Origin of the sequence: Clostridium sp. MF28 (assembly GCF_002969175.1) — a bacterium.
Classification (GTDB): Bacteria; Bacillota; Clostridia; order Clostridiales; family Clostridiaceae; genus Clostridium; species Clostridium beijerinckii.
Genome location: NZ_CP014331.1, coordinates 5770580 through 5787217, shown reverse-complemented (window position 1 = coordinate 5787217; position 16638 = coordinate 5770580). Strand labels below are relative to the sequence as shown.

The window sequence follows — 16638 nt, the reverse complement described above, 5'->3', positions numbered from 1 at the left end:
AATCATTGTTTTCCATACTCTGAAGTCAGAGAATAATGAGTCCTCCCAAGTTGACGTACTATATCAATGTATACCATGCTACACCTTAAAACCACGAGAAAGCACAGATATTCTTGCAATAATGATTATCTATGTTCTGACTTCTAATTTACCGATATTATCCTCCTTTCTGACTTTGTGATAATTTCGTGGCTAGTAGTTTCAGCATTCGCTTGCGGCCTGGTACCTTGTTTGTCTACACTTAACTTATTACATCGCCATAATAAGCCCAAGACTAACTAATGACTGGTTGCTGGCCTTTGTCATGCAGGATTCCCACCTGCTATATAGTAATAATGAGGAAGGTTAGCCCTCATTATCTTTTACGCCCTTGCTTGGCGTACCGGTAAGTTATCACATAAATGTAGTTTTAAAGTTGGATATCTATATGTTGCAATTCACAATTACGTCTAAAATTCTTGCAATATTTTTAGAATTATAAAAATCCATTTCCTTGCATAAAAATAAAGGATAGTAAACAATATTACTATCGTCTACTATCCTTAAAATATTATAATTTACATTACTTCACTATCTAAATTTGCTCCTGAAAATTGGCTGTTGTAAAGATCTGCATAGAAACCTTTCTTTGCAAGAAGTTCATTATGGTTGCCCATTTCTATGATACTTCCCTTATTCATAACTAGAATTAATTCTGCATCCCTAATTGTAGAAAGCCTATGTGCAATAACAAAACTTGTTCTGCCTTTCATAAGTTCTGTCATAGCTTTTTGTATATAAACCTCTGTTCTTGAGTCAACACTACTTGTAGCCTCATCAAGAATCATTATAGTAGGATTTGCTAGAATTGCTCTAGCTATTGTAAGAAGCTGCTTCTGGCCTTGAGATATATTAGAAGCTTCTTCGTTTAATATTGTATTATATCCATCTGGAAGAGTTTTAATAAAGTGATGAGCATGTGCTGCTTTTGCTGCCTGGATAACTTCTTCCTCAGTAGCACCTTCTCTGCCATAAGCTATGTTATCCATTATAGTTCCGTTAAATAACCATGTATCTTGAAGAACCATACCAAACATATTATGAAGTGCACCTCTTTTTATATCTCTGATATCTACACCATCGATCATTATCTTACCAGAATTTATTTCGTAGAAACGCATAAGTAAGTTAACGAGTGTAGTTTTACCTGCTCCAGTCGGTCCTACAATTGCAATTGTATGACCTTGTTTAACATCAAGGTTCATGTTCTCAATAAGTGGTTCTTCTGGTTTATAGCTAAAATCAACATTATCAAATTTAACTTCACCTTTAGGGAATTCTATAATCTTAGCATCAGCAGTATCTGAAATCTCCTCAACTTCATCTAAAAGTTCAAAAACCCTTTCTGCAGATGCAACTGTTGATTGAATTATATTAGCAATATTAGCAGTTTGAACTATTGGCTGTGTAAATTGGTTTGAGTATTGTATGAAAGCTTGAATATCACCAATACTAATTTTTCCGAGTGTTGCCAAATATCCACCTACAACACAAACTATTACATAACCTATATTACTAACAAATCTCATCATTGGCATTATTATACCTGATATAAATTGTGCTTTCCATCCAGCTTTATAAAGTCTATCATTAATATTTTCAAACTCTTTTATTGAATCTTTTTCATGTCCAAAAACCTTAACTATTTTATGTCCTGTATACATCTCCTCTACATGACCATTAAGTTCTCCTACTTCTTTTTGTTGAGCAGCAAAAAACTTTTGAGAATGCTTAGCAACAAGTGTTGTTATTACAATATAAAGTGGTAATGTTAATATTACTACTAATGTCATCATTGGACTTATAGTTAACATCATGATAATAACACCAACAATAGTTACTATAGATGTAATAAGCTGAGTCAAACTTTGTTGAAGTGTTGTTGAAATATTATCAACATCATTTGTTACACGGCTTAAAATTTCACCATGAGTTCTTGAATCAAAGAATTTAAGCGGTAAACGTGAAATTTTATCTTCAACTTCTTTTCTTAGGTTGTATACTGTTTTTTGAGCAACCCCTGCCATAATATATTGTTGAAGGAAGCCAAAAAGTGTACTGATTACATATAAGCCAAGTAGTAATAAAAGAATATCTCCTATATATTGAAAATCAATCCCAGGCACTGGTATATTACCTGGTTTTCCTGCTTTAAGTAATGCAGCATTTTGAGACATTACAGTAAATTTTCCTACTAATCCTTCAACTAATCTAGTTATAGCTTTACCTGAAATTTTAGGTCCTACTATATTAAATATAGTACTCGCTATAGCAAATATAAAAACTAAAATGAAATTCATTCTTTGTGGTTTCAAATAATTTAAAAGTCTTTTTAATGTCCCTTTAAAATCCTTAGCTTTTACTTTTGGGCCAGCAAAAGATCCCATTGGACCACCGCCAAAACCGCCACCTGATCTTTTATTTACTCTATTACGATTTTCACTCATGATAATTCCTCCTCTGAAAGTTGTGATGATACAATCTCAGAATATACCTTACAACTGTTTAATAGCTCTTTATGAGTTCCAATACCTGCAATTTGTCCTTCATCTAAAACTATAATTCTATCTGCATCCATAACAGTTGCAACTCTTTGCGCTACAAGAATTACAGTTGATTTTACTGTTTCCTTTTTTAATGCTGCACGAAGTCTTGCATCTGTTTTAAAATCAAGGGCTGAAAAACTATCATCAAAGATGTATATCTCTGGTTTTCTAACAAGAGCACGTGCTATTGATAAACGTTGCTTTTGTCCTCCTGATACGTTAGTTCCTCCTTGAGCAATTAAATGCTCATATCCATCATCCATTCCATTTATGAAATCTGTTGCTTGAGCTACTTCTGCCGCATGCTTAATTTCTTCCATACTAGCATCGTCTTTACCGTATTTTATATTTTCAGCAATAGTTCCAGAGAAAAGAACAGTTTTTTGAGGTACAAAACCTATTTTAGCTCTTATACTTTCCTGACTCATTTCCCTTACATCAATACCATCAACAAGAACTGAACCATTAGTTACATCGTAAAAACGCGGTATCATATTAATTAATGTCGATTTTCCTGAACCAGTACCACCAATTATAGCTGTTACTTCTCCAGGTTTCGCACTAAATGATATATTACTAATAGCTTCTTGCTCTGCACCTGGATAGCTGAAGCTTACATCTTTAAATTCAACATAACCGCCTTCATTTTCATTTAATAATGGGTTTTTAGGATCTACAATTTCAGATTCCATATCTAGTACTTCATTAATTCTTACTGCTGAAGCTTGAGCTCTTGGAATCATTATAAATACCATACCAAGCATTAAGAAACCAAATAAAATCTGCATTCCATATTGCATAAAGGCTATTAATGACCCTACTTCCATATTCCCTGAATCTATTCTTATACTTCCAAACCAAATTACTGCAACAGTTGTAGCATTCATGATAAACATCATTATTGGCATTAAAATTGCCATAATTTTATTTACTTTTATAGCATTATTCATTAAATCTTTATTTGCATCGTCAAATCTAACCTTTTCAGTATTTATACGGTTGAAAGCACGAACTACTCTTATTCCTGTAAGGCTTTCACGTAGTACTAAGTTTAATTTATCTATCTTAACTTGCATCAATTTAAATAAAGGCATTGCAAATTTTAAAGTAAGCCCTATTATAACTGCAAGTAGTGGAATTACTACCGCAAATATCCATGTTAGAGTTACATTCTCTCTTAAAGCCATAACAACTCCGCCTAATGCTGTCAATGGTGCGAAAAGTGCAATTGAAAACATCATTATTGTAACTGATTGAACCTGTGTAACATCATTTGTAGTTCTTGTTATTAAAGTAGCTGTTCCAAATTTATCAAATTCATTTAAAGAAAAACTTTCAACTTTTGTAAATAATTTATTACGAATTATTTTAGCAAAGCCTATTGCAGTTCTTGAAGATAAAAATGATGCTATAATTGAACAAATTGCACCTCCAAGAGATACAAGCAGCATTAATCCTCCTATTCTTAGAATATAATCAACTCCACTATACTCACCGTTATAACCTAAAAATGATATAGTCTGAACCACATCTTTTTGAACAATTCCTTTATCAACTATATCAGCCATTAATGTAGGCAGATATAAGTTTGCAATTACTTGTGTAAAAACTAATAAAACAATTATTATTATATTAACTGTGTACTGTTTTAAAAATCTAAACAATTTAATCATTAGCGCACTCTCCTTAATTAGCGTTATTTTCACTTAAAAGTCTTTTGAATATTATTAGTCCCTCAGAAATTTTATTAAGCTCTTCTTGTGTTCCTTGATTTAGTATACTCTCAATATTATGTTCAATTTGTTTATTAAAATTCTTATGCATTTCAATAAATTTCGGAGATATACTTACATAGACAACTCTCTTATCATCTTCACTTCTTTCTCTTATAACAGCATCCTGTTCTTCAAGTTTATCAATAATACCTGATACTGTACTATTAGGTAAATGTAGCTGCTTGCTTAATTCAGTCACTTTCATCTTCTTATTTTTATGTAATAGTCCAATAACCATACCTTGAGGAGCTGTCATTCCAGTCCGCTCAATTATTTTTTTCATATTTAATCTAAATAAACTCATTACTTCTTGAAATAATCTCGATACCTCTATACTTTCATTAATAATCTCCATATAATTCCCACCTCTTTTTATATTTCGCTTTCAAACATTTCGTGTACGAATATTTCGCTTTCGAAATAAATTATATCTCTATAAATATATTTTGTCAATTAACAAATAAAACTAATTAAATCTAAGACTTTTATTCAATGAGAGCCTTAGATTTAATTAGTTTATTGAATATTTTTTTATTTTAAAATAAGCCTAATAATTTTATCATCACCTGTATTAATATTTCCTCTTCCATCTCTATTACTCGTTGTAATGTAAATTGATCCATCTTTAGCCTGAATAACCTCACGTAAACGTCCATATTCGTTTTTGAACCACGATTCTACATTATTAACTACGCTTCCATCTCTATTTAGTGAGATAACAAGCAGTTGCTGTCCACGTAAATTAGCAACTAGAAGTTTTCCCTGCAATGGTCCTTGGGTTGCAAAAGCAATACCAGAAGGCGCCCATGTATCTTGTCCGCTGTGTATTAATGGCTTTTTTATCTGAATTTCAGTAGATTCCTCATCTCCTTGAAAAAGAGGCCACCCATAATTGCTTCCTGGCTTAATTATGTTTATTTCATCATGAGCTGACTGTCCATGCTCTGACTCATACAAAACATTTTTTGAATTCCAAGCTAATCCTTGAGGATTTCGATGACCTAAGCTATAAAGTGCTGAATTAGAAATTGGATTATCTTCTGGAATACTGCCATCTAATTCTATTCGTAGTATTTTTCCTGCTAAACTTTTAGGATCTTGCGCCAATGCTGAATTTCCTGCATCTCCTGTTGTAATATATAATTTTTTATCTGGGCCTATCTTTATTCTGCCTCCATTATGAATTCGTCCCCCAGGTATTTTATCTATAAGAACTTTATCAATAACCGCCCTATTATTGCTCTCAATCACTCTCACAACACGATTATAAATTACATCTCCTTCTCCATATGTATGCATAACATACATATAATGATTTTTCGAATAATTTGAATCTAGAGCAATCCCCATCAAACCACCTTCCCCTTGACTGACAAAAGGTTCATTAAATTTTATTATTGGATTAGGATTAAGTTTGCCGTCTTCAATAACTCTAATTGCTCCAGACCGCTCCGTAAAATATATTTTTCCTTCATCACTTATATCTATTGCCCATGGTACGTATAAATTTTCAGCTATAACTTGAATTTCGTAATTAAGTTGTCTTGATGCCCCTACTATTACTTGTACATTCGATTTATTGTGACTCTTAAATACTGTGTTAAATAAAATGTTTTTAATTATTTTTTTCATAGTATTATCCTCCAAGTTTAAAATAATACATGTTACAATATAAACTTTAAGGAAAAAGCAACAAATTCAAAACACATAATTTGTTGCTTTTCTCTCAACCTATATAATTACAATATTATTCTTTCAAGAGTCCAACTGTACCGGCTAAAATATAAATCATAATAAAAAATTTCATATAGTAAAATTAGCTTTTCCTCAGAACTACTCTAATATCACATAGTATTTATAAAACAATAAAAAAATCGCAGGAGACTGTGGTTAAGTTCCGTATTGTGCATATAAGAACATTTTATGCAGGCGAATAAGATTTCTTTTTTATTCTCTTTACGAACTGTAACTTTCTGAATCAGTATTTTTCATAACTTATACCCTCAAGGGGCACAATGTCCACAAATTTAACTTGAATATAAATTCCTAGAGAATAAAAAAAGATACCGAATTACAATAAATTCAGTATCTTTTTTAAAATAATTTCTCAGTTTTTATCTAAATATGGATAAATAACTTAAGAATTAAACTTATTAGATAAACATATTAACAAAGTTGCTAAATCTTTAAGTTCATATTTTCACTAGAAATCATAAATATATTTGTATAGAAAACATTTGAAAATGAGCTGTTAAAGGTTCCTAGCTGTAGGTTGCTCCATTTTAGCTTGTGAAGTGAGAGTCCAAAATTTTATTTTGGGTTCTCGAACTTCCTCAGCGAATGTAATGAGTCGAGCTTCCCTTGGAAAGTTGGAGCATGCTAAAATGGATACAACCTGCTGCTTAGAACCTTCAGCGATATTTTCATAGCTTTTCGGAATCAAAATATTTATGATTCCGGTGAGCTATACGCATAAGTATAAATTATTGAAACACATCTTTACTATCTACATCAGCTTGAAGTAAATTCTTATCTTTTAACCATTTAATATTGTTATTCCAATTTTCTTTATCTTGACTTAAGAATTTACCACTTTCATTTTCCATAAGAGGTAAAAGTATCTCTAAGCTCTTCTTTTCTGTCTCTTCATCTAATGGGAAACTTTCATTTTGAGCCTTTAATATTAAATCTAAAGCCTTATCAGGATTCTTTTGAGTATATTCAAATCCTTTTTTAGCAGCTCCTAAGAACGCTTGTATTGTATCATTATTATTCTTAATTGCGTCATCACTTGCAACAAATGCTAATTCGTAGTTATTTGGCACACCAAAATCTGATGGCGCAAAAGTTTCTAATTCAATACCTTTTTTCTCTAATAATATTTTTTCATGATTTATATATCCACCTATAATTGCATCAACTTGTTTTGTTTCGATTCCAGGCATTAAGTCATATCCAACATCTACAAATTCAACCTTTGATGGATCTCCACCAGCTTGTGCTACCATTGCTTTAACAGTTTCTTTATCGATATCAAAAGATGCATATCCAACTTTCTTTCCTTCTAAATCCTTTAATGTTTTAACTCCTGAATCTTTACGAACCATTAGTTGGTTTAATGAACTTCTAACTATTGCTCCAACTGATTTAATAGGAATATTTTCGCCTCTTGCTAAGATAATTTGTTTAGGATAGCTTATTGCTAAATCAGCTTTTCCTGCTGCTACTAATTTAATTCCATCATCTGTACCTGCAGGTGTAATTAAGTTAACCTTCAACCCTGCTTCTTTAAAGTATCCTTGCTCTTCTGCTGCATATAAGAATGAATGTACTGCATTTGGATACCAGTCTAAAAGAACATTAACTTCTTTAAGTTCTTTGGTAGCACTCTTGTCTTCCTTATTATTGGAAGCACTAGAGCACCCGCTAAATACTAAACTAACTAACATAATAAATAGTAAAAATATACTAAGCTTTTTTAATTTCATGATTGTCCTCCTTCAATCCTCTTCTGTATTTTAATAAAATCTTTTCTAGCAAGAATCCTACGGAAAATAGAATTAATCCTAGAAATGATAAAACTAACACTCCTGCGAAAACAGAATCTGCCTGAAGCATTCCTGCTGCTCTCTTAATATATATACCTAATCCCTTTTCAGCACCTAGCCATTCTCCAATGGTCGCCCCTGAAATACTGTAGGTTGCAGCTATTTTAAAACTGCTCAAAAAATTTGGTAATACGGAATTCATATGGAGTTTAAAAAATATTTGGAATCTATTTCCTCCAAGAGCTTTTAAAACATCTTCTAAATCTCTATCTACACTATTTAATCCATCTAAGGTACTTATAACTATAGGGAAAAAACAAAATAGTATTACCACTGCTACCTTTGACCATATGGTATATCCAAACCACATAACCATAATTGGAGATAAAGCTATAGTCGGAATTGTTTGAGAAAAAATTATAATTGGATATAAAGTTTTCGAAACATTTCTCCAAAGATATATGGAAAGTGCACAAGATATACCTATAATTACGGACGCAATAAGTCCTAATAGTGCTTCACCTAGTGTGATAAGAGAATGTTTATATATTAAATCTTTTTGATCTACTAAAGCTTTTATGATTTCAGAAAATCTAGGCAAAATAAAATTCGGCACCTTAAAATATGGTATTATAAATTCCCATGACAAAATTATAATTATCAAAAATATTAAAGGAAATATATAGTCTTTAATTTTTTTCATTCTATATCCCCCCTTTATTTTCTTCTAAGGAGTCAAGAACATTTAAAATATCTCTTTTTAGCTCAATAAACTCACTAGAAAGTGTGGTCTCATAATTCCTTGGTCTTTCAATATTTACATCTATAGATTTTAAATTTCTATATGGAAGCTCCGTACAAATAAGAATTCTATCTGATAAAAGCAAAGCTTCCTCTATATCATGAGTTATCATAAACACAGTATTACTTTGTCTTTGACAAAGATCTAAAAGCCATGACTGCATCTTTCTTCTTGTTAACGCATCTAGAGAAGAAAATGGCTCATCCAATAAAATTATGGAAGGATTATTTACTATTGCTCTTAAAAATGAAGCTCTCTGCCTCATACCACCTGATAATTCATGTGGATAATATTTCTCGGTGCCCTTAAGTCCAAAATCTTCAAAGTATGTAGCTGCCACTTTTCTAGCTTCTTTCTTACTATAACCATTTAATTCAAGTCCAACTGCTGTATTGTCGAGAATATTTCTCCATGGCATTAAGGAATCTTTTTGAGGCATATATCCTATAATATTTTTATTGCCATCTTTTAATATATTTATATTACCCTTTTGCGGCTTTAATAGTCCTAAAATTAATCGAAAAAGGGTACTTTTGCCTGTGCCACTAGGTGCAATAATTGTGACAAATTCATTTTTATTTATATCAAAAGATAAATCATCTACTATTAATTTTCCAGAATCCTTATATCCAAAGGATAAATTATTAATTTCCAATGCTTTCATCTAAATAACCCAACTTTCCTTTTTGTAGCAGCCATCCCAAAACATATATTCATATTTTGAAGATATAATGAAAATCTCTTCTAATTTTTCAAGCTGTCTTTCTGGAAGCCCTTCTGCTAGTTTATCCATAAGTTTTATGCACCAATCATTTTCCTTATTATATTCTTCAGTTGCATATGTAAGTATCCATTCCCTGTAAAGTGGATGCTCTAATGCCTTACTATTATTTGCTAAGGTTTTGCCAATAAATGCATAGCTCCACATACATGGAAGTAATGCTGCTACTAGTTCTGCTAAAGATCCTTCTGATGATACCTGAAGCATAAATTTTGTGTATGACAAATTACTTGCATTTGGCTTTGTAGCCTCTAATTCTTCCTTAGTTATTCCAAACTTCTTAGCATATTCAGTATGTGCATCCATTTCAATATTTACTATAGCATTTGCACATTTAGCAAAGGCTTGTATATCTTCTAATGAATCTGCCTTAACCATCCCTAATGCAAAAAGCTTTATATAATCTATTAGATAAACATAATCCTGCTTAACGTAAAAGCAAAACTTATCTTCCTTTAAAGTCCCCTTACTAAGTTCCTTAAGAAAAGGATGCTCCAGGCACGCTTCCCAAATAGGTTTACCTTTCAATAATAATCTTTGTGAAAATTGCATAAAAAAACTCCTTTCAAACAGTACTAAAATACCATTGAAAAGAGTTAATAATCTAATTAAATTGTAAATCTACTATCTTTAGATTTAACTTTATATTATCTTATAACTTCCCTTCGCTGGCATTACCCAGTGCAGGTTCAAAGGGTCTGAAAACTCATCTCAGCCATTCTGGCTCCCCTAGTACTCGTCTAAATTTTATACTCTAAATGTAAGAATGTCAATTAAAATTTACACTCAAATCAATATATAGATAAACCAACTAATACCTGAACTTATGCATATAGCTCGCCGAAATAAGGATTATGCTGTTATTCCAGTTTCTAAGGAATTATGATGGATGATCCCAAGATTACAAGTTGCACCCAAGATTCTAGCATCAAAGGCAAGCTTTGAACTAGCATACTTGAAACAACTTATAATCTAGGAATCAGAGCCATCAAATTCCTAATGAAACATTTCATAAAAGCATAATTCTTATTTCTAGTTGGGATATATTTCATAGTATAAATCTAACTTATAATTGGTTTATCCATATAGATGCCCAGACTTATTATGTGAACACATTTCCATACTTACTATATATGAATTATTATCTTAACTAGAAATCATAAATATATTTGTGGAGAAAACATTTGAAAATAAGCTGCTAAGATTCTTAAGCAGAGAACTCAAATCTACGATTTGATGTGAATCGCTTACTCAGTGAACGAATGTAAGTCGAGTTTCCTCTAACGGTTGTTCCGCTTTAGCTTGTGAAGTGAGAGTCCAAAATTTTCTTTTGGTTTCTCGAACTTCCTCAGCGAATGTAATGAGTCGAGCTTCCCTAGGAAAGTGGGAGCATGCTAAAGTGGTGAAACCTGCAACTTAGAATCTTCAGCGATATTTTCATGGCTTTTCGGAACAAAATATTTATGATTTCGGCAAGCTATCGCATAAGTCTAATTTATAAGACAATCTTGTTTAGCTATATATATCTGAAAACTCAATATTAATATTTTCAACCTTAGATTGGTTTGCATAACCATTCTTGCTTTTCTTACCTTCATCTTCTGGAACTATCTTAACAGGAAGACATATAATAAACTCTGTACCTTCTCCATAAACACTTTTTACTTCTATTGTTCCTTCGTGCATCTCAACTAAAGCTTTAACTATAGATAGCCCAATTCCGCTGCCTTCATGGCTTCTATTTAATAATCGTTCTACCTGCTTAAATCGTTGGAAAAGCTGCGATACTTTTTCCTCTGGAATTCCCCTTCCTGTATCTTTTACAGATATAACTATATGATCATCCATATCATATAAATTAACACTTATTTTGTCTCCTGGTTCAGTGAATTTAGTAGCATTGGAAATTAGATTAAGCAAAATTCTTTCTAGCTTTTCTTCATCAAAAGCCATAATTTTTTCTTCATTATCTGTATCAAATATTATTGTCCTAGACATATATTCTACATATTCAGCAGTTGACTGTGTTATATCCTCTACAACTTGTACTATATTGCCGTTTTTCAATTCTAGTTTCATATAACCTGAATCAATCTTTGTTATATCTATAAGATTATTCACCAATCTTACCAACCTATAACAGTTTTGCTTTATACTATTTGTATAATTCTTCATTTTCTCAGTATTTAAATTTTCATCTCTATTTATAAGTACATTAAATAACTGAGCTGTTGAAAATATAATATTTAATGGTGTCCTTAACTCATGTGACATATTAGCTATAAATTCTGTTTTTAATTTTTCATACTGCACAGTTTCTTCTAATAGCCTTTTATTTTCTGCTATCATATCATTAAAACTATTTGCTAAAACTCCTATTTCATCCTTACTATCTATATTGCATCGTATTGTCAAATCGCCTTTACCTGCTATCTCCATACAGGATTTCAACTTGTTAATAGGCTTAACTAATGTATTAGCTAAAAATAATGCTATAATTCCGCCTAAAACAATAATTATCCCCCCAGTAGCTATTGTGGTCGTCAAAATTGATTTTGCTGAAGAGTTTAATTCCTCATAATCTGCTGTGGTAACTACATACCAATGCCAAGCTTCAAAATACTGATAATATCCAATCTTTTTAACTCCGTTATAAGTGTATTCAATCATTCCACTTTTTTCAGTATGCATTTTTTGAACAAAATCGTAATCACTTACATTCTTCCCACTATCAGATGGATGAAGAATTACATTTCCTTCAGAATCTAGTACGTACGCATATCCAGTCTTTCCTAATTTAATATTACTTAATGTCTTATCTAAATAATCATTACTAATTTTATTTCCTAACCCTATTGCCCCTATTACTTTTTTATCTTTATCTAATAATGGCTTCATTCTTGTTAAATATCCAATTCCTTCTATCCTAATATCGCCAATATATTCTTCATTATTTAGTGTCTTTTTATAAGCTTCAGTATCACTTGAAATATATGTACCTAATATCCTATTACCATTATTAAATACAGTAGTAGAAACCCTTATTAGTTTATCATCTTGTAATAAAAACATTGTTGCTATAGTACCTGTTGATTGTTTTAGTTTATCAACTATAGTATTATCTAAGGATATTCTTTGATTTCCTGAATATAAAACTGGTAAGTTAAAATCTCCAACTTTTACGATTTCATTGTAATCAACTCTCATATCAGCTAAATTGTTTAATACGTTATTTGCAAAATTTAAATCTCCATAAGATTTCTCAGTAAGCAAATCATTTCTCACACTCAAAGTTGTAATAATTGATTCCGTTAAACGCTGACTTTTTTCGTTTACCTCTTTAAAAACTGCTTTATTAGATTTATTCCCAATTAACAACCCCAATACACTTACAGCAAATACAATTAAGATCAAATAGCTAACGATAAGCTTATATTTTATTCTCATTTCAAAACACTTCTCCCTAGTTAATTATGTTTATTAACACTAAAATCAAATACAACCATAATATACATAGCTATTTGATTTATTGTATATCCGGATAATTATACCACAGGTACAATGTTTTTTGAAATATTATTATCTCTCTAAAATATATTTATAAAAAATAAGAAGTATCATTTTGATACTTCTTAACATAAACCTTAATTAACCTATGGTTCTAGCCTTTTCAATGCTTCTACATCAATGTCTTCACTATAATCGACTCCATCAATTTCAAAACCATTTAACTGCATAAATTCCTTTTTATATCCGTCATAATCCGATAATATTTTAAAGTTATCTGGAGTTATTTTTTCCCACAATTCATTAACTTCACTTTGTACATCTTCCCTAAGTTCCCAATCATCCATTCTTAATCTTCCACTATCATCAAATTCAATTGGGTTTTCTGTATATATTTTATCAGCAAACATTCTTTGCATCTGCATAATGCAATTTTCATGTAAACTCTTTTCTTTCATTACTTTATATAATACCGCTGCATATAATGAGAAAGAAGGGATATATGCACTCGCCTTAGTAACAATTGCTTTATTTACAGAAACAAAAGCCTTTCCATTAATCTTCTTTTTCCACTCTTTATCTATTTGAAGTGCAGAATTCTCAAGATGGCGTTTAGCCTCTCCTATTGTACCTTCCCTATAAATTTTATATGTTCTTGATGCTCCTATATATGAATACGAAATTGTTATAGCATTATCAGAGAGACAATCATTTTCAAGAAGTAGTTTACACCACTCACTCCAATCTTCACCTCCCATTACTTTTTTTGTTGCTTCTATCTCTTTATCAGTTGCTGAATTAACTTTAGTCGTAACAAGTTCATCTTTCTCCATATCAATTGTCGGCCCCTGAAATTCTCCAGATGTAGTTTTTAAAGTTGAATCATATATATTACCTGTCTTAGGATCCTTTCTTCTTGGTGATGCTAAACTATAAATGAGTAAATCAATCTTTCCAAACTCATCCTTTATATATTTCATAACATTTTCTTTAACTTCATCTGAAAATGCATCTCCAATAAAGTTTTTTGCAATTAGTCCTTCCTTTTCTGCGAACTCTTTAAAAAATATATTATTATACCAACCTGCTGTTCCAGTTCTCCTATCTGTAATTCCTGTTTCAAACGAAACTCCAATTGTATCAGCTTTTGCTCCACCAAAGGCTAAAGAAATTCTTGTAGCAAGACCAAAACCTGATGATGCTCCAATAATCAGAACTTTTTTAGGACCATGAAATTGCTTTGAATTCTTACAGTATTCGATTTGGTTTAGTACTTCTTTTCTACATCCATATGGATGGCTTGTTTTCGCTATTCCCTTAATTAATTCAGGTTTAAATATCATTCTATATCCTCCATTTATAAAATCTTCTTTGGCTAGTCTTTGTAAATCTTCGATAATATACTCTCCAGCGAATCACTTAAATATTTTTGATATTTCTTATTAGTTATATGAATCTCTATTTCATTCTTCTTTAGTATATCCACTAAGATTTTGTTTTTGGCATTTAAATCTGCCACTGCGAGAACAAGGTTTGCGATAATATTTTGCATATCTGAATTTTTACCCCTGTATTTCTCAATTATTTCTTTAACACCCATATAATCACCCCCTGATACAATAAATTATAAAAATATCAGTGATTATATTCCAAATTTTATAAATATATATTTTCAATTCACATTTCACAATTTTCAATTTTCAATTTTCAATTTTCAATTCGCAATTCACGATTAGCAATTCATAATTTACAATGCGCAATTAATGCTAAAATTCTTGCAATACTTTTAGAATTATAATGAAAAGTTATTTTTCCAATATATATTATTTCCCCTAATGCACCTTGATAGCAATACGCTATTTGTAACCATTTTACATTTTATTTTCTATAATAAACATTAGTTAAGCATAAACTTCATTTATATAAAAATTTAGGCATTAAAAACTATCTTAATATATGAGATAATTTAACCATTAAAATCCATGTATATCCGTTTTCTTTATGTCAAGTTCCTGAAACATGCTCGATATGATTCCCTTATATTCCTGCAAACTATTAGTCTTTCTTATCTTCTTAGCATATTTATCACTATTAGAAAACATATGTATCATATAAAACCACAATTCCTTCATTTTAAATAAGACATTTCTATCACCTGAAAGAACTTCTTCATATCCTGTGCAGACTTTATCATGAAATGACTTCATTAACTCTTTATCCATAACACGATTGGTCTTAATTTCTTCAATCAAGCCCGGATTTGCAATAAGTCCTCTACCAAGCATTACTGTTTCAAGCTTCGGATAAGCTTCTGACAATTTCTTATAATCTTCTATATTAAAAATATCACCATTATAACAAACGGGATTTTTACTTAATGCTAATGCATCCTTAAACATTTCCATGTTCGGCTTATTTTTATAAAAGTCTGTCTGAATTCTCGGATGAATTATAAGCTCCTCTAAAGGATATTTATTAAAGATTTCAATTAACTCATAAAATTCATCTGGCGAATCCTTTCCTATTCTTGTCTTTATTGAAATTTTGGTTGATGCATTTGAAAAGATATCTTCTAAAAATTCATCAAGCTGCTTTCTTTGTGCAAGAAATCCTGATCCCTTATACTTTGCAACAACAGTGCCAGATGGACATCCTAAATTTAAATTAACTTCATCATATCCAAATTTACTCAACTGATTTACAGTATCAATGAAATACTCAGAATTATTAGTGAGTATCTGAGGAATAACATTGATTCCTTCATTATGCTCAGGCAACACGTCGTTTAGCTCTCTAGAAGTAAAACCTTTATTCTTAGTTGGTGATATAAATGGCATAAAGTACTTATCAATTTGTCCAAAAAAAGTTTCATATGCATTCCTATATACATATCCAGTAACACCTTCTAATGGTGCAAAATAATATTTCATATCATGAATCTCCTCATTAAGTAAGTAATTTCACCTTTATTGTATCCAACAAATACATTTTTGTATATAGATATATCAGCTATAATCCATACTTATGTGTATAGCTCGCCGAAATCATAAATATTTTGATTCCGAAAAGCTATGAAAATATCGCTGAAGGTTCTAAGCAGCAGGTTGTATCCAATTTAGCATGCTCCAACTTTCAGTTTGACAAGCTAAATTGGAACAACCTACAGCAAAGAACCTTTAACAGCTCATTTTCAAATGTTTTCTTCACAAATATATTTATGATTTCTAGTGAAGATATGACTTTAAGTCTTAGCAACTTTGTAAAAATATTCATCTAATAAGTCTATTTTATTGAATATATATCTGTTCTATATGACTATGAAAATTTCACAAATATTTATCAAATTTCTCTACCAGAGATATTTCAATTTTTCAATGAAGAACCTTATAGATAACCCAACTATAAGTTAGATCTACACCATGAAATATATCCAAACTAGAAATAAGAATTATGCTTTTGCGAAATGTTTCATTAGGAATTTGATGGTTTTGATTCTTAGATTAAAAGTTGTTCCAAGTGTGCTAGTTCAAAGCTCGCCTTTGAGGCTAGCATCTTGGGCGCAACTTGTAATCTTAGAATCATCCATCATAATTTCCTTAGAAACTGGAGTAACAGCATAATCCTTATTTCGGCGAGTTGT

General features: G+C 30.9%; 13 protein-coding genes and 1 riboswitch. Of the genes, 1 reads left to right on the top strand and 12 read right to left on the bottom strand.

From position 1 onward, the window contains the following. Window positions 1-557 precede the first annotated feature (557 nt). From AXY43_RS25565 to AXY43_RS25510, 12 genes are all read right to left on the bottom strand, one after another. Entirely contained in the window at window positions 558-2486 is a 1929-nt protein-coding gene (locus AXY43_RS25565; protein ID WP_023976210.1) for an ABC transporter ATP-binding protein, read from the bottom strand. After that, window positions 2483-4258, bottom strand: coding sequence for an ABC transporter ATP-binding protein (locus tag AXY43_RS25560; protein WP_023976211.1), 1776 nt, complete (start codon window positions 4256-4258; stop codon window positions 2483-2485). Before AXY43_RS25560 ends, AXY43_RS25565 begins: the two co-directional genes overlap by 4 nt. Before the next feature lie 13 nt (window positions 4259-4271). Continuing rightward, window positions 4272-4715: a MarR family winged helix-turn-helix transcriptional regulator gene (locus tag AXY43_RS25555; protein WP_023976212.1), complete on the bottom strand. Its 444-nt coding sequence runs from the start codon at window positions 4713-4715 to the stop codon at window positions 4272-4274. A 176-nt stretch (window positions 4716-4891) separates the two neighbouring features. Further along, window positions 4892-5992, bottom strand: a complete 1101-nt coding sequence (locus tag AXY43_RS25550; RefSeq protein ID WP_103698709.1) for a PQQ-dependent sugar dehydrogenase — start codon at window positions 5990-5992, stop codon at window positions 4892-4894. Between the two features lie 851 nt (window positions 5993-6843). After that, a complete protein-coding gene (locus tag AXY43_RS25545) occupies window positions 6844-7848 on the bottom strand; it encodes an ABC transporter substrate-binding protein (RefSeq protein WP_023976214.1) in 1005 nt (334 codons plus the stop codon). Beyond that, window positions 7829-8611: an ABC transporter permease gene (locus AXY43_RS25540; RefSeq protein WP_023976215.1), complete on the bottom strand. Its 783-nt coding sequence runs from the start codon at window positions 8609-8611 to the stop codon at window positions 7829-7831. The genes AXY43_RS25545 and AXY43_RS25540 overlap by 20 nt, the downstream gene beginning before the upstream one ends. A gap of 1 nt (window position 8612) precedes the next feature. Continuing rightward, window positions 8613-9374 carry an ABC transporter ATP-binding protein gene (locus AXY43_RS25535; protein ID WP_023976216.1) on the bottom strand — a complete coding sequence of 254 codons (762 nt, stop codon included), beginning with the start codon at window positions 9372-9374 and terminating at the stop codon, window positions 8613-8615. After that, window positions 9375-10043: a thiaminase II gene (tenA, locus tag AXY43_RS25530; protein ID WP_105412374.1), complete on the bottom strand. Its 669-nt coding sequence runs from the start codon at window positions 10041-10043 to the stop codon at window positions 9375-9377. It abuts the gene before it with no gap. 91 nt (window positions 10044-10134) lie between these two features. Continuing rightward, window positions 10135-10232, bottom strand: a riboswitch (TPP riboswitch). A gap of 771 nt (window positions 10233-11003) precedes the next feature. After that, on the bottom strand, window positions 11004-12938 hold the full coding sequence (locus tag AXY43_RS25525) for a Cache 3/Cache 2 fusion domain-containing protein (RefSeq protein WP_039771929.1): 1935 nt from the start codon (window positions 12936-12938) through the stop codon (window positions 11004-11006). 206 nt (window positions 12939-13144) lie between these two features. Beyond that, entirely contained in the window at window positions 13145-14341 is a 1197-nt protein-coding gene (fabV, locus tag AXY43_RS25520; RefSeq protein WP_023976219.1) for an enoyl-ACP reductase FabV, read from the bottom strand. Between the two features lie 32 nt (window positions 14342-14373). Next, on the bottom strand, window positions 14374-14598 hold the full coding sequence (locus AXY43_RS25515) for a hypothetical protein (RefSeq protein ID WP_105412373.1): 225 nt from the start codon (window positions 14596-14598) through the stop codon (window positions 14374-14376). A gap of 373 nt (window positions 14599-14971) precedes the next feature. After that, window positions 14972-15928, bottom strand: coding sequence for a tRNA dihydrouridine synthase (locus AXY43_RS25510; RefSeq protein WP_023976221.1), 957 nt, complete (start codon window positions 15926-15928; stop codon window positions 14972-14974). Window positions 15929-16480: 552 nt separating this feature from the next. Between AXY43_RS25510 and AXY43_RS28240 the strand changes: the two genes are divergently transcribed. Next, window positions 16481-16618: a hypothetical protein gene (locus tag AXY43_RS28240; protein ID WP_243099109.1), complete on the top strand. Its 138-nt coding sequence runs from the start codon at window positions 16481-16483 to the stop codon at window positions 16616-16618. Window positions 16619-16638 lie beyond the last annotated feature (20 nt).